26 protein-coding genes are annotated in these 15,078 nt (G+C 62.3%); all 26 read left to right on the top strand.

Features of this window, described 5'->3' with window-relative positions:
• The first annotated feature begins 2 nt into the window (after nucleotides 1-2).
• The 26 genes from rpsL to secY all read left to right on the top strand — a co-directional run bounded on the left by rpsL (nucleotide 3) and on the right by secY (nucleotide 15,074).
• Nucleotides 3-377 (top strand): 30S ribosomal protein S12, encoded by a 375-nt coding sequence (rpsL, locus tag C9F13_RS15045; RefSeq protein ID WP_089848264.1) that lies wholly within the window; start codon nucleotides 3-5, stop codon nucleotides 375-377.
• 130 nt (nucleotides 378-507) lie between these two features.
• The gene (gene rpsG, locus C9F13_RS15040) at nucleotides 508-978 is read left to right on the top strand and encodes a 30S ribosomal protein S7 (protein WP_108447075.1); all 471 of its coding nucleotides are present in this window, start codon (nucleotides 508-510) and stop codon (nucleotides 976-978) included.
• Between the two features lie 44 nt (nucleotides 979-1,022).
• The gene (fusA, locus tag C9F13_RS15035) at nucleotides 1,023-3,143 is read left to right on the top strand and encodes an elongation factor G (protein ID WP_108447074.1); all 2,121 of its coding nucleotides are present in this window, start codon (nucleotides 1,023-1,025) and stop codon (nucleotides 3,141-3,143) included.
• 29 nt (nucleotides 3,144-3,172) lie between these two features.
• Nucleotides 3,173-4,366 (top strand): elongation factor Tu, encoded by a 1,194-nt coding sequence (gene tuf / locus C9F13_RS15030; protein WP_108447073.1) that lies wholly within the window; start codon nucleotides 3,173-3,175, stop codon nucleotides 4,364-4,366.
• Between the two features lie 163 nt (nucleotides 4,367-4,529).
• Nucleotides 4,530-4,841 (top strand): 30S ribosomal protein S10, encoded by a 312-nt coding sequence (rpsJ, locus tag C9F13_RS15025; RefSeq protein ID WP_089848256.1) that lies wholly within the window; start codon nucleotides 4,530-4,532, stop codon nucleotides 4,839-4,841.
• Nucleotides 4,842-4,997: 156 nt separating this feature from the next.
• Nucleotides 4,998-5,636: a 50S ribosomal protein L3 gene (rplC, locus tag C9F13_RS15020; protein ID WP_089848254.1), complete on the top strand. Its 639-nt coding sequence runs from the start codon at nucleotides 4,998-5,000 to the stop codon at nucleotides 5,634-5,636.
• A 14-nt stretch (nucleotides 5,637-5,650) separates the two neighbouring features.
• Complete coding sequence (gene rplD, locus C9F13_RS15015; protein WP_108447072.1) at nucleotides 5,651-6,259, top strand: 50S ribosomal protein L4; 609 nt, start codon at nucleotides 5,651-5,653, stop codon at nucleotides 6,257-6,259.
• A complete protein-coding gene (gene rplW / locus C9F13_RS15010) occupies nucleotides 6,256-6,552 on the top strand; it encodes a 50S ribosomal protein L23 (RefSeq protein ID WP_040183135.1) in 297 nt (98 codons plus the stop codon). The genes rplD and rplW overlap by 4 nt, the downstream gene beginning before the upstream one ends.
• 17 nt (nucleotides 6,553-6,569) lie before the next feature.
• Nucleotides 6,570-7,400, top strand: a complete 831-nt coding sequence (rplB, locus tag C9F13_RS15005; protein WP_108447071.1) for a 50S ribosomal protein L2 — start codon at nucleotides 6,570-6,572, stop codon at nucleotides 7,398-7,400.
• 33 nt (nucleotides 7,401-7,433) lie between these two features.
• Nucleotides 7,434-7,709 (top strand): 30S ribosomal protein S19, encoded by a 276-nt coding sequence (rpsS, locus tag C9F13_RS15000; RefSeq protein WP_071943800.1) that lies wholly within the window; start codon nucleotides 7,434-7,436, stop codon nucleotides 7,707-7,709.
• An 18-nt stretch (nucleotides 7,710-7,727) separates the two neighbouring features.
• Nucleotides 7,728-8,060, top strand: coding sequence for a 50S ribosomal protein L22 (gene rplV, locus C9F13_RS14995; RefSeq protein ID WP_089848247.1), 333 nt, complete (start codon nucleotides 7,728-7,730; stop codon nucleotides 8,058-8,060).
• 11 nt (nucleotides 8,061-8,071) lie between these two features.
• Nucleotides 8,072-8,770 carry a 30S ribosomal protein S3 gene (gene rpsC / locus C9F13_RS14990; protein ID WP_089848246.1) on the top strand — a complete coding sequence of 233 codons (699 nt, stop codon included), beginning with the start codon at nucleotides 8,072-8,074 and terminating at the stop codon, nucleotides 8,768-8,770.
• 15 nt (nucleotides 8,771-8,785) lie between these two features.
• Nucleotides 8,786-9,199, top strand: coding sequence for a 50S ribosomal protein L16 (rplP, locus tag C9F13_RS14985; RefSeq protein ID WP_021819610.1), 414 nt, complete (start codon nucleotides 8,786-8,788; stop codon nucleotides 9,197-9,199).
• Nucleotides 9,199-9,390 (top strand): 50S ribosomal protein L29, encoded by a 192-nt coding sequence (rpmC, locus tag C9F13_RS14980; RefSeq protein WP_040183129.1) that lies wholly within the window; start codon nucleotides 9,199-9,201, stop codon nucleotides 9,388-9,390. Before rplP ends, rpmC begins: the two co-directional genes overlap by 1 nt.
• 1 nt (nucleotide 9,391) lies before the next feature.
• The gene (rpsQ, locus tag C9F13_RS14975) at nucleotides 9,392-9,652 is read left to right on the top strand and encodes a 30S ribosomal protein S17 (RefSeq protein WP_071943809.1); all 261 of its coding nucleotides are present in this window, start codon (nucleotides 9,392-9,394) and stop codon (nucleotides 9,650-9,652) included.
• Between the two features lie 52 nt (nucleotides 9,653-9,704).
• Nucleotides 9,705-10,076, top strand: a complete 372-nt coding sequence (gene rplN / locus C9F13_RS14970) for a 50S ribosomal protein L14 (protein WP_071943813.1) — start codon at nucleotides 9,705-9,707, stop codon at nucleotides 10,074-10,076.
• A 14-nt stretch (nucleotides 10,077-10,090) separates the two neighbouring features.
• Complete coding sequence (gene rplX, locus C9F13_RS14965; protein ID WP_108447070.1) at nucleotides 10,091-10,405, top strand: 50S ribosomal protein L24; 315 nt, start codon at nucleotides 10,091-10,093, stop codon at nucleotides 10,403-10,405.
• 18 nt (nucleotides 10,406-10,423) lie between these two features.
• Nucleotides 10,424-10,963, top strand: a complete 540-nt coding sequence (rplE, locus tag C9F13_RS14960) for a 50S ribosomal protein L5 (RefSeq protein ID WP_108447069.1) — start codon at nucleotides 10,424-10,426, stop codon at nucleotides 10,961-10,963.
• A gap of 10 nt (nucleotides 10,964-10,973) precedes the next feature.
• Nucleotides 10,974-11,279, top strand: coding sequence for a 30S ribosomal protein S14 (gene rpsN, locus C9F13_RS14955; RefSeq protein ID WP_108447068.1), 306 nt, complete (start codon nucleotides 10,974-10,976; stop codon nucleotides 11,277-11,279).
• A 32-nt stretch (nucleotides 11,280-11,311) separates the two neighbouring features.
• Complete coding sequence (rpsH, locus tag C9F13_RS14950) at nucleotides 11,312-11,704, top strand: 30S ribosomal protein S8 (RefSeq protein WP_108447067.1); 393 nt, start codon at nucleotides 11,312-11,314, stop codon at nucleotides 11,702-11,704.
• Nucleotides 11,705-11,713: 9 nt separating this feature from the next.
• Nucleotides 11,714-12,244: a 50S ribosomal protein L6 gene (rplF, locus tag C9F13_RS14945; protein WP_108447066.1), complete on the top strand. Its 531-nt coding sequence runs from the start codon at nucleotides 11,714-11,716 to the stop codon at nucleotides 12,242-12,244.
• A 9-nt stretch (nucleotides 12,245-12,253) separates the two neighbouring features.
• Nucleotides 12,254-12,604 (top strand): 50S ribosomal protein L18, encoded by a 351-nt coding sequence (gene rplR / locus C9F13_RS14940; RefSeq protein WP_108447065.1) that lies wholly within the window; start codon nucleotides 12,254-12,256, stop codon nucleotides 12,602-12,604.
• A gap of 11 nt (nucleotides 12,605-12,615) precedes the next feature.
• Complete coding sequence (rpsE, locus tag C9F13_RS14935; RefSeq protein ID WP_071943831.1) at nucleotides 12,616-13,116, top strand: 30S ribosomal protein S5; 501 nt, start codon at nucleotides 12,616-12,618, stop codon at nucleotides 13,114-13,116.
• Between the two features lie 5 nt (nucleotides 13,117-13,121).
• Entirely contained in the window at nucleotides 13,122-13,304 is a 183-nt protein-coding gene (rpmD, locus tag C9F13_RS14930) for a 50S ribosomal protein L30 (protein ID WP_108447064.1), read from the top strand.
• Between the two features lie 3 nt (nucleotides 13,305-13,307).
• Nucleotides 13,308-13,742, top strand: coding sequence for a 50S ribosomal protein L15 (gene rplO, locus C9F13_RS14925; RefSeq protein ID WP_108447063.1), 435 nt, complete (start codon nucleotides 13,308-13,310; stop codon nucleotides 13,740-13,742).
• Complete coding sequence (gene secY, locus C9F13_RS14920) at nucleotides 13,743-15,074, top strand: preprotein translocase subunit SecY (protein WP_071943836.1); 1,332 nt, start codon at nucleotides 13,743-13,745, stop codon at nucleotides 15,072-15,074.
• Nucleotides 15,075-15,078 lie beyond the last annotated feature (4 nt).

The raw sequence follows: 15,078 nt of genomic DNA, 5'->3' as shown, positions 1-15,078 counted from the left end.
CCATGGCAACGATCAATCAGCTCGTGCGCAAGCCGCGCAAGCGCCAGGCCGCCAAGAGCGACGTGCCTGCGCTGCAGGCCTGCCCGCAACGCCGCGGCGTCTGCACCCGCGTCTACACCACCACCCCGAAGAAGCCGAACTCCGCACTGCGTAAGGTGTGCCGTGTTCGTCTGACCAACGGCTACGAGGTCTCCTCGTACATCGGTGGTGAAGGCCACAACCTCCAGGAGCACTCCGTGGTCCTGATTCGCGGCGGTCGTGTAAAGGACCTTCCCGGTGTGCGTTATCACACCGTGCGTGGCGCCCTGGACACCTCCGGCGTGCAGAACCGTAAGCAGGGCCGTTCCAAGTACGGCACCAAGCGTCCGAAGGCCTGATCGGCCTCGCACGCAGCAGTCACCTAATTTTGAACACGGTCTGATAAGAGTAAGGTCGAGCGCGGTCTGTCGCAAAGCGAAGGTCGAGCGTCTCGGGTTTACCTGAAGGATCCTTTAATGAGGGCTTATCATGCCTAGAAGAAGAGTTGCGGCTAAGCGCGAGATCCTGCCGGATCCCAAGTTCGGAAGTGAGCGCCTGGCGAAGTTCATGAACCACCTGATGATCAGCGGCAAGAAGTCCGTAGCTGAGCGCATCGTCTACGGTGCGCTGGACAGGGTTGCCGATCGTAGCAAGGAAGAGCCGCTGGAGATCTTCGACAAGGCGCTGGAAACCATCCAGCCGATGGTCGAGGTCAAGTCCCGCCGCGTCGGCGGTGCGACCTATCAGGTGCCCGTGGAAGTTCGCCCCTCGCGCCGTCAGGCCCTGGCCATGCGCTGGCTGGTCGATGCGGCCCGTCGCCGTGGCGAGAAGACCATGGTGCAGCGCCTCGCTGGTGAGATGCTCGATGCCGCCGAAGGCAAGGGCTCGGCCGTGAAGAAGCGTGAAGACGTGCATCGTATGGCAGAAGCCAACAAGGCCTTCTCTCACTACCGCTTCTAAGTGCGTCCTACCCGACGCACTGCCAACCAACGGGGAGTTCCATCGTGGCTCGCAAGACTCCGCTAAATCGCTACCGCAACATCGGCATCGTTGCGCACGTAGACGCCGGCAAGACCACCACCACCGAACGCGTCCTGTTCTACACCGGCCTGTCTCACAAGGTCGGCGAGGTCCATGAGGGCGCTGCCACCATGGACTGGATGGAGCAGGAGCAGGAGCGTGGTATCACCATCACCTCCGCGGCGACCACCTGCTTCTGGCAGGGCATGAACAAGCAGTTCGATGAGCACCGCATCAACATCATCGACACCCCGGGGCACGTCGACTTCACCATCGAGGTCGAGCGTTCCCTGCGTGTTCTCGACGGCGCCGTCGTCGTGCTGTGCGGCTCCTCGGGCGTTCAGCCGCAGACCGAGACCGTCTGGCGTCAGGCCAACAAGTACGAAGTCCCGCGCATGGTGTTCGTCAACAAGATGGACCGTACCGGCGCCGACTTCTTCATGGTGGTCGACCAGCTGAAGGAGCGTCTCGGTGCCAACACCGTGCCGATCCAGATCAACTGGGGCACCGAGGAAGAGTTCAAGGGCGTCATCGACCTCATCCAGATGAAGGCCATCCTGTGGGATGAGAGCAACTTCGGGATGAACTACGACCTCGTCGACATTCCGGCCGAGCTCCAGGAGACCGCCGAGAAGTACCGCGAGGAGATGGTCGAGTCGGCCGCCGAGGCCTCCGAAGAGCTGATGGACAAGTACCTCGAAGAGGGCGACCTGTCCATCGAGGAGATCAAGGCCGGCCTGCGTCGTCGTACCCTCGACAACGAGATCGTCCTGGTCACCTGCGGCTCTGCGTTCAAGAACAAGGGCGTGCAGGCCGTGCTGGACGGCGTCATCGAGTACATGCCGTCACCCACCGAGGTCAAGGCCATCGAGGGCGAGCTGGACGACAAGGATGGCACCGTCGCCACCCGCGAGGCGGACGATAACGCCCCGTTCTCCGCTCTGGCCTTCAAGATCGCCACCGACCCCTTCGTCGGCACCCTGACCTTCATCCGCGTCTACTCGGGCGTGCTGAAGTCGGGCGACAGCGTCTACAACTCCGTCAAGCAGAAGAAGGAGCGCGTTGGTCGTATCGTCCAGATGCACGCCAACTCCCGCGAGGAGATCAAGGAAGTGCTGGCCGGCGACATCGCCGCCTGCATCGGCCTGAAGGACGTCACCACCGGCGACACCCTTTGCGATCTGAACGACAAGATCGTGCTCGAGCGCATGGAGTTCCCGGATCCGGTCATCTCGGTGGCCGTCGAGCCGAAGTCCAAGCCCGACCAGGAGAAGATGGGCATTGCCCTGGGCAAGCTGGCTCAGGAAGATCCCTCCTTCCAGGTGCGCACCGATGAGGAGACCGGTCAGACCATCATCTCCGGCATGGGTGAGCTCCACCTGGACATCCTCGTCGACCGCATGCGTCGCGAGTTCAAGGTCGATGCCAACATCGGCAAGCCGCAGGTAGCCTACCGCGAGACCATCCGCGGTACGGTCGAGCAGGAAGGCAAGTTCGTCCGCCAGTCCGGTGGTCGCGGTCAGTTCGGTCACGTGTACCTGCGTATCGAGCCGCTCACCGCCGAGGACAAGGGTGAAGACGAGGACATGCACTTCAAGTTCGCCTCGGAGATCGTTGGCGGCGTGGTTCCGAAGGAATACGTGCCGGCCGTCGAGAAAGGGGCCTACGAGCAGCTGCAGAACGGTGTCATCGCGGGCTACCCGATGATTGACGTCAAGGTCACGCTGTTCGACGGTTCCTACCATGACGTGGACTCGAACGAGACCGCGTTCAAGGTGGCCTCTTCCATGGCCATCAAAGAAGGTGCCAAGAAGGCGAAGGCCGTGCTCCTGGAGCCGGTGATGAAGGTCGAGGTCGTGACCCCGGAAGACTTCATGGGTGACGTCATGGGCGACCTGAATCGCCGCCGCGGCCTCGTCCAGGGCATGGATGACACAGCCATGGGCAAGGTCATCCGCGCCACGGTACCTCTGGCTGAGATGTTCGGTTACGCGACCGACCTGCGCTCTCAGACCCAGGGCCGCGCAAGCTACGTCATGGAGTTTGCGAACTACGAAGAGGCGCCGTCCAGCGTCGTTGAAGCCGTCATCAACCAGAACGGTTAACCGTTAGCTAACGTAAAGAGGTTATAGCAGTGGCTAAGGAAAAATTTGAACGTTCCAAACCGCACGTCAACGTCGGTACCATCGGTCACGTCGACCACGGCAAGACCACGCTGACTGCGGCCCTGACTCGCGTTTCTGCCGAGGTGTTCGGCGGTGACTGGAGCGAGTTCGACGCCATCGACAACGCCCCGGAAGAGCGTGAGCGCGGCATCACCATCGCCACCTCTCACGTGGAGTACCAGTCCGAGACGCGTCACTACGCGCACGTCGACTGCCCCGGCCACGCCGACTACGTCAAGAACATGATCACCGGTGCCGCCCAGATGGACGGCGCGATCCTGGTCTGTTCCGCTGCCGACGGCCCCATGCCGCAGACTCGCGAGCACATCCTGCTGTCTCGCCAGGTCGGCGTGCCGTTCATCGTCGTGTTCCTGAACAAGGCCGACATGGTCGACGACGAGGAGCTCCTGGAGCTGGTCGAGATGGAAGTTCGTGAACTCCTCGACGAGTACGACTTCCCGGGCGACGACACCCCGATCATCACCGGTTCCGCCCTGATGGCCCTGGAAGGCAAGGACGACAACGGCATGGGTACCACCGCCGTTGCCAACCTGATCAAGGCCCTGGACGAGTACATCCCGGAGCCGGAGCGTGCGATCGACCAGCCGTTCCTGATGCCGATCGAGGACGTCTTCTCCATCTCCGGCCGCGGCACCGTGGTCACCGGCCGCGTCGAGCGTGGCGTGGTCAAGGCGGGCGAAGAAGTCGAGATCGTCGGTATCAAGGACACCGTCAAGACCGTCGTGACTGGCGTCGAGATGTTCCGCAAGCTGCTCGACGAAGGTCGTGCCGGTGAGAACGTCGGCGCCCTGCTGCGCGGCACCAAGCGTGACGACGTCGAGCGTGGTCAGGTCCTGGCCAAGCCGGGCACCATCACCCCGCACACCAAGTTCGAGGCCGAGGTGTACGTGCTGTCCAAGGACGAGGGTGGTCGTCACACTCCGTTCTTCAAGGGCTACCGTCCGCAGTTCTACTTCCGTACCACCGACATCACCGGTACCTGTGAGCTGCCGGAAGGCGTCGAGATGGTCATGCCGGGCGATAACGTCAAGATGGTCGTCAGCCTGATCGCTCCGATCGCCATGGACGACGGCCTGCGCTTCGCCATCCGCGAAGGCGGTCGTACCGTCGGCGCCGGCGTCGTGGCCAAGATCATCGAGTAAGCGTTTTCTCGCTTGATCGATCGAAGGGGGCTCCGCCAGGAGCCCCCTTTCTGCGCACCGGAAGTGAGTGTTTGACTCTCACTGTCGGCGTGCCTATAATGCGCATCCTTTGAATGCGTGGGTTGACGGCTCGCGCCGTCAGAATCCATTGGAGTTAGGGCAAATGCAGAACCAGAAGATTCGCATTCGGTTGAAGGCCTTCGACCATCGCCTGATCGACCAGTCCGCCGCGGAGATCGTAGATACCGCCAAGCGTACCGGCGCCCAGGTCCGTGGTCCGATTCCTCTGCCGACCAATCGCGAGCGTTACACCGTGCTGGTGTCTCCGCACGTCAACAAGGACGCGCGCGATCAGTACGAGATTCGTACCCACAAGCGGGTGCTCGATATCGTCGAGCCCACCGAAAAGACCGTTGATGCCCTGATGAAGCTCGACCTCGCCGCCGGCGTGGACGTGCAGATCAAGCTCGACTGATACCACACTAGACACTCGCGGCCCAGCGTTCGCCCTCTCCTCTGAAGGTGTTCAGCAGCCGCCGCGCCGGGATGGCGCCACACAACGTGCTAGTGGAATGCTCTGGAAAGGGCAGCCATAGCGGGTGATAGCCCCGTACACTATAGGAGACTGAGAATGACTATCGGTTTAGTCGGTAGGAAGGCCGGTATGACCCGCGTCTTCACCGAAGACGGCGCATCCGTGCCCGTAACCGTGATCGAGGTTGAGCCTAACCGTGTGACTCGCGTCAAGTCCGTCGAGTCCGACGGCTACGCCGCGGTTCAGGTGACAACCGGCTCCCGCAAGGCCAAGCATCTGTCGAAAGCCCAGGCCGGGCAGTTCGCCAAGGCAGGTGTCGAGGCCGGTCGTTCGCTGATGGAGTTCCGCCTGGCTGCAGGCGACGAGGCTCCGGAAGTGGGCGGCGAACTCACCGTATCCCTCTTCGAAGCTGGTCAGATGATCGACGTGACCGGCACCTCCAAGGGCAAGGGTTTCCAGGGCGCCGTCAAGCGCTGGAACTTCCGCACCCAGGACAACAGCCACGGTAACTCCCTGGCCCATCGCGCACCGGGTTCCATCGGCATGTGCCAGACCCCCGGCCGCGTGTTCAAGGGCAAGAAGATGGCCGGCCAGATGGGCAACGCTCGCTGCACCGTGCAGAGCCTGGAAGTGGTCCGTGTCGACGCCGAACGCAATCTGCTGCTGATCAAGGGTGCCGTGCCTGGCGCTACCGGCAGTGATGTCATCGTGCGCAGCGCCGTCAAAGCAGGCTGAAGGGGAACTTACCGATGAATCTGAATCTTGCAGGTGCAGGCGCCGGTGCTGTCGAAGTATCCGATGCCACCTTTGGCAAAGAATTCAATGAGGCCCTGGTGCACCAGGTCGTCACCGCCTATCTGGCCGGTGGTCGCCAGGGTACTCGTGCCCAGAAGAACCGTTCCGACGTGCGCGGCGGCGGCAAGAAGCCGTGGCGCCAGAAGGGCACCGGTCGTGCCCGTGCCGGTACCATCCGCTCGCCGATCTGGCGTAGTGGCGGTGTGACCTTTGCGGCGCGTCCCCAGGACCACTCCCAGAAGGTCAACCGCAAGATGTACCGCGCGGCCATGCGCTCGATCCTCTCCGAGCTGGTCCGTCAGGAGCGTCTGGTGGCCGTCGATGCCTTCACCGTCGAAGCGCCCAAGACCAAGCAGCTGGTCGCCAAGCTCGAGGAGCTGGGGCTGGAGAAGGCACTGATCGTGACCGAAGAGGTCGACGAGAACCTGTACCTCGCCGCCCGCAACATCCCGAACGTGGATGTGGTGGACGTCGCCGCCGCTGATCCGGTGAGCCTGGTCGCCTTCGACAAGGTGCTGGTCACCGTCTCCGCTCTGCGCAAATTCGAGGAGAAGCTGGCATGAACCAGGAACGTGTATTCAAGGTTCTGCTCGGTCCGCACGTGACCGAGAAGGCCGCCATGGCCGCCGAGCGCAACCAGTACGTGTTCAAGGTGGCAAGCGACGCGACCAAGCCCGAGATCAAGGCTGCCGTGCAGGAGCTGTTCGGCAAGAAGGTCGACCGTGTTCAGGTGCTGAACATGAAGGGCAAGACCAAGCGCACCGCGCAGGGTCTGGGTCAGCGCAAGGGTTATCGCAAGGCGTACGTGACACTGGCCGCCGGCGAGACGCTTGAAGACTTCTCTGGCGCCGAATAAGGGCAGGAGTACGGATCATGGCAATCGTCAAGACTAAACCCACATCCGCCGGTCGTCGCCACGTCGTCAAGATCGTTGGTGAGGAACTGCACAAGGGCCGCGCGTACGCGCCGCTGCTCGAGAAGCAGTCCAAGTCCGGTGGCCGTAACAACTACGGTCGCATCACCACCCGCCACGTGGGCGGTGGTCATCGTCATCACTATCGGATCATCGATTTCAAGCGCACCAAGGACGGCATCCCGGCCGTGGTCGAGCGCCTGGAGCATGACCCGAACCGTAGCGCCCACATCGCGCTGCTGAAGTACATGGACGGCGAGCGTCGCTACATCATCGCCCCGCGTGGCGTGAGTGCCGGCGACCGTCTCGAGTCCGGCGTCAACGCGCCCATCAAGAAGGGCAATGCGCTGCCGCTGCGCAACGTCCCGCTGGGTTCCACCGTGCACTGCATCGAGCTCAAGCCCGGCAAGGGCGCCCAGCTCGCTCGCAGCGCCGGTACCAGCGCCCAGCTGGTGGCTCGCGAAGGCAACTACGCCACCCTGCGTCTGCGCTCCGGCGAGATGCGCAAGGTGCTGGCCGAGTGCCGCGCGACCCTGGGCGAAGTGAGCAACTCCGAGCACAGCCTGCGTCAACTTGGCAAGGCCGGTGCGAAGCGCTGGAGAGGCGTGCGTCCGACCGTTCGCGGCGTGGCCATGAACCCGGTGGATCACCCGCACGGCGGCGGTGAAGGCCGCACCAGCGGTGGTCGTCACCCGGTGTCTCCGTGGGGTATCCCCACCAAGGGCCACAAGACCCGCAAGAACAAGCGCACCGACAAGCTGATCATCCGTCGCCGCAAGGCCCGGAAATAAGATCCAACGCCAAGACATTAAGAGGTAACGGCTGTGCCACGTTCACTGAAGAAAGGTCCTTTTATTGACCTTCATCTGCTGAAGAAGGTTGAGACTGCAGTGGAGAAGGGCGATCGCAAACCGATCAAGACCTGGTCGCGTCGCTCCATGATCCTGCCCAACATGGTCGGGCTCACCATTGCTGTCCATAACGGTCGCCAACACGTCCCGGTGCACGTCTCCGAGGAAATGGTTGGCCACAAGCTGGGCGAATTCGCTGCTACCCGCCTTTATCGCGGTCATGCGGCGGACAAGAAAGCCAAACGGTAAGCCAGAGAGGATTGAGAGATGGAAGTCACAGCAAAGCTGCGTGGCGCTCGTTTATCCGCCCAGAAGGCCCGTTTGGTGGCTGACCAGGTGCGCGATAAGCCGGTCGCCGAGGCGCTCGACCTGCTGACCTTCTCCCCGAAGAAGGCAGCGAAGCTGGTCAAGAAGGTGCTGCAGTCCGCCATCGCGAATGCGGAAGAAAACAACGGCATGGATATCGACGAGCTGCGTGTCTCGACCATCTGCGTCGATGAGGGCATGACGCTCAAGCGCATCCGTCCGCGCGCCAAGGGCCGTGCGGATCGCATTCTGAAGCGCACTTGCCACATCACCGTCAAGGTAGCCGAGAAGTAGGAGTCGACCAGATGGGTCAGAAAGTCAATCCAACAGGCATTCGCCTGGGTATCGTCAAAGACCATACCTCGGTGTGGTATGCCGAGCGCGGCGCTTATGCCGACAAGCTGAACAGCGATCTCGAAGTGCGTCGCTTCCTGGAAGAGCGTCTCAAGAACGCCTCCGTGAGCAAGATCACCATCGAGCGCCCGGCCAACAACGCCCGCATCACCATTCACACTGCCCGTCCGGGCATCGTGATCGGCAAGAAGGGCGAGGACGTCGACCGCCTGCGTCGCGACGTCACTCAGATGATGGGCGTGCCCGTGCACGTCAACATCGAGGAAGTCCGCAAGCCGGAACTCGACGCCCAGCTCGTCGCGCAGAACATCGCCGGCCAGCTCGAGCGCCGCGTGATGTTCCGTCGTGCCATGAAGCGTGCCGTGCAGAACGCCATGCGTCTGGGCGCCGGCGGCATCAAGGTGCAGCTCTCCGGTCGCCTCGGCGGCGCGGAAATCGCCCGCACCGAGTGGTACCGCGAAGGTCGCGTCCCGCTGCACACCCTGCGCGCGGACATCGACTACGCCACCTACGAAGCCAAGACCACCTACGGCATCATCGGTGTCAAGGTCTGGGTCTTCAAGGGTGAAATCCTCGGGGGCATCGAGGAGGTCCGTGCCAAGGCGAAGCAGCCGCAGGCCGCACCCTCCAAGAAGAAAGGTTCCAGGTAAGGGGAGAGCGAGTCGATGTTACAACCTAAGCGTATGAAGTTCCGCAAGATGCAGAAGGGCCGCAACCGTGGCCTGGCGCATCGCGGAAGCAAGGTGAGCTTCGGCGAGTACGGCCTCAAGGCCACTGGCCGGGGTCGTGTCACCGCCCGTCAGATCGAAGCCGGCCGTCGTGCCATCACGCGTCACGTCAAGCGTGGCGGCAAGATCTGGATCCGTGTCTTCCCCGACAAGCCGATTTCCAAGAAGCCGCTGGAAGTCCGGATGGGTAAGGGTAAGGGCTCCGTCGAGTACTGGGTCGCCCAGATCCAGCCGGGTCGGGTCCTGTACGAGATCGAAGGCGTTTCCGAGGAGCTGGCTCGCGAGGCATTCGCCCTCGCCGCGCAGAAGTTCCCGGTCTCCACCACCTTTGTGAAACGGACGGTGATGTGATGAAAGCCCAGGAAATTCGGGAAAAGTCAGCAGAGCAGCTCCAGGAGCAGCTTTTCGAACTCCTCCGCGAGCAGTTCAACCTGCGCATGCAGAAGGCCACCGGTCAGCTGAGCCAGACTCATCTGCTCAAGCAGGTTCGTCGGGATATCGCCCGCGTGAAGACTGTGCTCAACGAGAAGGCAGGTGACTGAGATGGTCGAAGAGAAGAAAGCCCGTACGCTCACCGGCAAGGTGGTGAGCGACAAGATGGACAAGTCCATCGTTGTCATGATCGAGCGTCGTGAGCGCCACCCGATCTACGGCAAATATGTCAAGCGCTCCACCAAGCTGCACGCCCACGACGAGTCGAACCAGGCCAAGGCCGGCGACACGGTCTCCATCCAGGAGTGCCGTCCGCTGTCGAAGAACAAGTCCTGGACCCTGATCGAAGTCGTCGAACAGGCCAAGGGTTGATCGGCTAAGGCCGGTCGATCCCGTGCAGTCAGATTAGGTTTGGAGAAAACCGATGATTCAGACTCAGACAATGCTGGATGTCGCCGACAACAGCGGAGCGCGCCGGGTGCAGTGCATCAAGGTGCTGGGCGGTTCCCACCGCCGCTACGCGCGTGTCGGCGACGTCATCAAGGTCACGGTGAAGGAAGCCATTCCGCGTGGCAAGGTCAAGAAGGGCCAGGTCCTCAAAGCGGTGGTGGTTCGCACCCGTAGTGGCGTCCGTCGTAACGACGGTTCGCTGATCCGCTTCGATGGAAATGCGGCTGTGTTGTTGAACAACACCAACGATCAGCCGATCGGTACCCGTATCTTCGGGCCGGTGACGCGTGAGCTTCGCAACGAGAAGTTCATGAAGATCATTTCCTTGGCGCCTGAAGTGCTGTAAGGAGCGAGGCGGATATGCAAAAGATCAAACGTGACGATGAAGTCATCGTCATCGCCGGCAAGGACAAGGGCAAGCGTGGCACGGTGAAGCGGGTTCTCGAAAACCGTTTCGTGGTGTCCGGTGTGAACATGATCAAGCGTCACACCAAGCCCAACCCGATGGCGGGCAACCAAGGCGGTATCGTCGAGCGCGAGGCATCGATTCACGCGTCCAACGTGGCCATCTTCAACCAGGAAACCGGCAAGGCAGATCGCGTCGGCTTCCAGGTTCAGGAAGACGGTACCAAGGTACGTATCTACAAGTCGACGCAGTCGCAGATCGACGCCTAACGCGAGTCGGATAGCAAAATGGCGAACTTGAAAGAACGTTATCAGAACGAGGTGGTGGCTAAACTCCAAGAGCAGTTCAGCTACGCCAACGTGATGCAGGTACCCCGGGTCACCAAGGTGACCCTGAACATGGGGATCGGCGAGGCGACCAGCGACAAGAAGCTGATCGACAACGCCATCGGCGACCTGGAGAAACTCTCCGGTCAGAAGCCGCTGGTCACCAAGGCACGCAAGTCCATCGCGGGCTTCAAGGTCCGTGAGGGCTGGCCGATCGGGATCAAGGTGACCCTGCGCTCCGAGCGCATGTGGGACTTCCTCGATCGCCTGGTGAACATCGCGATTCCCCGCGTTCGTGACTTCCGTGGTCTCAACCCGAAGTCCTTCGACGGTCGCGGCAACTACTCCATGGGGGTGCGTGAGCAGATCATCTTCCCGGAGATCGAGTATGATAAGATCGATCGGATCCGTGGTCTGGATGTCACCATCACCACCACCGCCAAAACCGATGAAGAAGGTCGTGCGCTGCTCGGCGCGCTGAACTTCCCGTTCAAGAAATAAGGGTGGGATCATGGCAAAGAAAAGCATGGTAGAGCGCGAGCTCAAGCGCACCAAGCTGGTGGCGAAGTACGCCGCCAAGCGCGCCGAGCTCAAGGCGCTCATCCAGGACGTGAACGCTTCTGACGAAGAGCGCTTCGACGCGCAGCTCAAGCTGCAGCAGCTGCCGCGTGACTCCAGCCCGGTGCGTCAGCGCAACCGCTGCCGTATCACCGGCCGTCCGCACGGCTACTACAACAAGTTCGGCCTCGGCCGCAACAAGCTGCGTGAAGCCGCCATGCGTGGCGATGTGCCCGGACTCAAGAAGTCCAGCTGGTAACGCCACGTAGAATCATCAGGAGCGCAACGTAAATGAGCATGCAAGACACTCTGGCGGATATGTTCACCCGTATCCGCAATGCGCAGATGGCCACCAAGGAGACGGTTTCCATGCCGTCCTCCAAGCTGAAGGTCGAGGTGGCCCGCGTGCTGAAAGAAGAGGGCTACATCGGCGATTTCGCCGTCAGCGAGTCCGCCAAGCCCGAACTGACCGTGACCCTCAAGTACTTCGAGGGTAAGCCGGTCATCGAGCACCTGCAGCGGGTTTCCAAGCCGTCCCTGCGCCAGTACAAGGGCAAGGACGCGCTGCCGAAGGTCGCCGAAGGTCTGGGCGTCGCCATCGTCACCACCTCCAAGGGGGTGATGACCGATCGCGCGGCTCGTCAGGCGGGTGTCGGTGGCGAAGTCATCTGCACCGTATTCTAGGAGTTTGGAATGTCCCGCGTAGCCAAATATCCAGTCAAGCTGCCCGCAGGCGTCGAGTTCAAGCTCGACGGTGACCAGCTGTCCGTCAAGGGCAGCCAGGGCACCCTCTCCATGTCCGTTCACCCCGACGTGGTGATCGGTCAGGAAGAGGGACAGCTGACCTTCCAGCCGAGCGAAAGCGCGAAGAGCTGGGCAATGGTCGGCACCACCCGTGCCCTGGTTCAGAACCTGGTCACCGGTGTCAGCGAGGGCTTCACCAAGACCCTCGAAATCATCGGCGTCGGTTATCGTGCCCAGGCCAAGGGCCAGACGCTCAATCTTACACTGGGCTTCTCGCACCCGGTCGACTACACCCTGCCTGAAGGTGTCACGGCGGAAACGCCGAAGAACACCGTCATCGTGCTCAAGAGCGCGGACAAGCAGGCGCTCGGCCAGTGTGCTGCGGAAATCCGCGCCTTCCGTCCGCCCGAGCCCTACAAGGGCAAGGGTGTCCGGTACGCCGACGAGCAGGTGCGTCGCAAAGAAGCCAAGAAGAAGTAAGGCAGGGTTATGAACGCGAAGAAAGAATCTCGTCTCCGTCGTGCCCGCCGCGCTCGCGCCAAGATCCGCGAGCTGGGCGTGTATCGCCTGTGCGTCAATCGTACCCCCCGCCACATCTACGCGCAGATCATCTCGCCGGATGGTGGCAAGGTCCTCGCCAGCGCTTCCACGCTGGACAAGGCCCTGCGCGAGGGTGCGACCGGCAACACCGACGCCGCCACCAAGGTGGGCGCGCTGATTGCCGAACGTGCCAAGCAGGCTGGCATCACCCAGGTGGCTTTCGATCGTGCCGGCTTCAAGTACCACGGTCGTGTCAAGGCCTTGGCTGACGCCGCTCGTGAAGGCGGCCTGGAATTCTAAAGGGTTTTACGATGGCGAAGAACGAACAGCAAAACGGCGATCTGCAGGAAAAGCTCGTGCAGATCAACCGTGTCGCCAAGGTGGTCAAGGGTGGCCGAATCTTCGGTTTCACCGCCCTGACCGTCGTGGGTGACGGTAACGGTCGTGTGGGCTTCGGCCGCGGCAAGGCGCGTGAAGTGCCGGTCGCGATCCAGAAGGCCATGGACCAGGCGCGCCGCAACATGGTCAAGGTGAACCTCACCGGTGGCACCCTGCAGTACCCGGTCAAGGCCCGTCACGGCGCCTCCAAGGTGTACATGCAGCCGGCCTCCGAGGGTACTGGGATCATCGCCGGCGGTGCCATGCGCTCCGTGCTCGAACTGGCCGGCGTGCATAACGTCCTGGCCAAGTGCTACGGCTCCACCAACCCGGTGAACGTGGTGCGGGCGACCGTCAACGGTCTGGCCTCCCTGCAGTCGCCGGAAGACGTGGCCGCCAAGCGCGGTCTGCCTGTCGAAGCGATCACGGGGTAAGCACCATGTCAGCAACGATCAAGGTTACCCAGACCCGCAGCACCATCGGCGTACTGGCCAAGCACAAGGCCACCATCAAGGGCCTCGGCCTGCGTCGCATCGGTCACACGGTTGAGCTGGAAGACACCCCTGCCGTCCGCGGCATGATCCACAAGGTCAACTACCTTGTGCGTGTTGAGGGAGAGTAATCCATGAAACTCAATAGCCTGAGCCCGGCACCGGGCTCCAAGCACGCCGAGAAGCGCGTCGGTCGTGGCATCGGCTCCGGTCTGGGCAAGACCGGCGGCCGTGGCCACAAGGGCCTGAAGTCGCGCAGCGGCGGCAGCGTGAAGCCTGGTTTCGAGGGCGGTCAGATGCCGCTGCAGCGGCGCCTGCCGAAGTTCGGCTTCACCTCCGCGAAGTCGCTGGTTTCCGAGGAAGTCCGCCTGGCCGAGCTGGCCCGGGTCGCGGGTGACGAAGTCACCCTGGACACCCTCAAGGCAGCCAACGTGCTCAAGGATGCCACCAAGCATGCCAAGGTGATCCTTTCCGGCGAACTGAACAAGGCGGTCACGGTCCGCGGTCTCAAGGTCACCAAGGGTGCCCGGGCCGCGATCGAAGCCGCCGGTGGCAAGGTAGAGGACTAAATGGCTAAGTCAGGAAACATGCCGGCGATGGGTAGCGGTCTGGGTGAACTCTGGGCGCGTCTGCGCTTCGTGCTCCTCGCCATCGTGGTCTACCGTATCGGTGCCCACATCCCCGTTCCCGGTATCAATCCTGACCAGCTTGCTGCCTTGTTCAGGGAGCAGCAGGGCACCATCCTGGGCATGTTCAACATGTTCTCGGGCGGTGCCCTGGAGCGCATGAGTATCATGGCGCTGGGCATCATGCCCTACATCTCGGCGTCGATCATCATGCAGCTGATGACCGCGGTCTCGCCTCAGCTCGAGCAGCTGAAGAAGGAGGGTGAGGCCGGCCGTCGCAAGATCAGCCAGTACACCCGCTACGGCACGGTACTGCTGGCCCTGGTCCAGGCCACCGGCATGTCGGTGGGTCTCGCCAGCCAGGGGATCGCCTACTCGGCCGACTTCAGCTTCTACTTCACCGCCATCGTGACCTTCGTCACCGGGGCGGTGTTCCTGATGTGGCTGGGTGAGCAGATCACCGAGAAGGGGATCGGCAACGGCATCTCGCTGCTGATCTTCTCGGGGATCGTCGCCGGCCTTCCGGGCGCCGTGGGTCAGGCCTTCGAGCTGGCCCGCAACGAGGGGGCCTGGAACGTCCTGCCGCTGCTGGCCCTGACCGTGCTGGGCATCGCCACCGTGGCCTTCGTGGTGTTCATCGAGCGCGGCCAGCGCCGCCTCACCGTGAACTATCCGCGTCGCCAGGTGGGCAACAAGATGTATGCCGGCCAGAGCAGCTACCTGCCGCTCAAGGTCAACATGGCGGGCGTGATCCCGGCGATCTTCGCCTCGAGCATCCTGCTGTTCCCGGCCTCGCTCGGGCAGTGGGTCGGGGCCGGCGATGGCATGGAATGGCTGCAGAGCGCCTCCCAGGCCCTGGGCCCGGGACAGCCGCTCTACATCTTGCTTTTCGCCGCGGCGGTGGTATTCTTCTGCTTCTTTTACACAGCGCTGGTCTTCAACCCCAAGGATGTCGCTGACAACCTCAAGAAGTCAGGGGCCTTCCTGCCGGGCATCCGCCCTGGCGAGCAGACCGCTCGCTACATCGACAAGGTCATGACCCGCTTGACCCTGTTCGGCGCACTTTACATCACTGCGGTTTCCCTGATGCCCCAGTTCCTGATCGTGGCCTGGAACGTGCCGTTCTTCTTCGGCGGTACCTCGCTGCTGATCGTGGTGGTGGTCATCATGGACTTCATGGCCCAGGTGCAGTCGCACCTCATGTCGCACCAGTACGAGTCGGTGATGAAGAAGTCCAACCTGAAAGGCTACGGTAGCGGCGGCATCATGCGCTGAGGCG

It is taken from the genome of Halomonas denitrificans, from assembly GCF_003056305.1.
In the GTDB taxonomy this organism is placed as follows: domain Bacteria; phylum Pseudomonadota; class Gammaproteobacteria; order Pseudomonadales; family Halomonadaceae; genus Halomonas; species Halomonas denitrificans.
The sequence above is the reverse complement of the archived record's forward strand: the minus strand, read 5'-3'. Positions and strand labels throughout refer to the sequence as shown.

Excerpts from the sequence above, each read along its gene's own strand:
- rpsL (WP_089848264.1), top strand. The coding sequence starts at position 3 with ATGGCAACGATCAATCAGCTCGTGCGCAAGCCGCGCAAGCGCCAGGCC.
- rpsG (WP_108447075.1), top strand. The coding sequence starts at position 508 with ATGCCTAGAAGAAGAGTTGCGGCTAAGCGCGAGATCCTGCCGGATCCC.
- rpsJ (WP_089848256.1), top strand. The coding sequence starts at position 4,530 with ATGCAGAACCAGAAGATTCGCATTCGGTTGAAGGCCTTCGACCATCGC.
- rplC (WP_089848254.1), top strand. The coding sequence starts at position 4,998 with ATGACTATCGGTTTAGTCGGTAGGAAGGCCGGTATGACCCGCGTCTTC.
- rplD (WP_108447072.1), top strand. The coding sequence starts at position 5,651 with ATGAATCTGAATCTTGCAGGTGCAGGCGCCGGTGCTGTCGAAGTATCC.
- rplW (WP_040183135.1), top strand. The coding sequence starts at position 6,256 with ATGAACCAGGAACGTGTATTCAAGGTTCTGCTCGGTCCGCACGTGACC.
- rplB (WP_108447071.1), top strand. The coding sequence starts at position 6,570 with ATGGCAATCGTCAAGACTAAACCCACATCCGCCGGTCGTCGCCACGTC.
- rplV (WP_089848247.1), top strand. The coding sequence starts at position 7,728 with ATGGAAGTCACAGCAAAGCTGCGTGGCGCTCGTTTATCCGCCCAGAAG.
- rpsC (WP_089848246.1), top strand. The coding sequence starts at position 8,072 with ATGGGTCAGAAAGTCAATCCAACAGGCATTCGCCTGGGTATCGTCAAA.
- rplP (WP_021819610.1), top strand. The coding sequence starts at position 8,786 with ATGTTACAACCTAAGCGTATGAAGTTCCGCAAGATGCAGAAGGGCCGC.
- rpmC (WP_040183129.1), top strand. The coding sequence starts at position 9,199 with ATGAAAGCCCAGGAAATTCGGGAAAAGTCAGCAGAGCAGCTCCAGGAG.
- rpsQ (WP_071943809.1), top strand. The coding sequence starts at position 9,392 with ATGGTCGAAGAGAAGAAAGCCCGTACGCTCACCGGCAAGGTGGTGAGC.
- rplN (WP_071943813.1), top strand. The coding sequence starts at position 9,705 with ATGATTCAGACTCAGACAATGCTGGATGTCGCCGACAACAGCGGAGCG.
- rplX (WP_108447070.1), top strand. The coding sequence starts at position 10,091 with ATGCAAAAGATCAAACGTGACGATGAAGTCATCGTCATCGCCGGCAAG.
- rplE (WP_108447069.1), top strand. The coding sequence starts at position 10,424 with ATGGCGAACTTGAAAGAACGTTATCAGAACGAGGTGGTGGCTAAACTC.
- rpsN (WP_108447068.1), top strand. The coding sequence starts at position 10,974 with ATGGCAAAGAAAAGCATGGTAGAGCGCGAGCTCAAGCGCACCAAGCTG.
- rpsH (WP_108447067.1), top strand. The coding sequence starts at position 11,312 with ATGAGCATGCAAGACACTCTGGCGGATATGTTCACCCGTATCCGCAAT.
- rplF (WP_108447066.1), top strand. The coding sequence starts at position 11,714 with ATGTCCCGCGTAGCCAAATATCCAGTCAAGCTGCCCGCAGGCGTCGAG.
- rplR (WP_108447065.1), top strand. The coding sequence starts at position 12,254 with ATGAACGCGAAGAAAGAATCTCGTCTCCGTCGTGCCCGCCGCGCTCGC.
- rpsE (WP_071943831.1), top strand. The coding sequence starts at position 12,616 with ATGGCGAAGAACGAACAGCAAAACGGCGATCTGCAGGAAAAGCTCGTG.
- rpmD (WP_108447064.1), top strand. The coding sequence starts at position 13,122 with ATGTCAGCAACGATCAAGGTTACCCAGACCCGCAGCACCATCGGCGTA.
- rplO (WP_108447063.1), top strand. The coding sequence starts at position 13,308 with ATGAAACTCAATAGCCTGAGCCCGGCACCGGGCTCCAAGCACGCCGAG.
- secY (WP_071943836.1), top strand. The coding sequence starts at position 13,743 with ATGGCTAAGTCAGGAAACATGCCGGCGATGGGTAGCGGTCTGGGTGAA.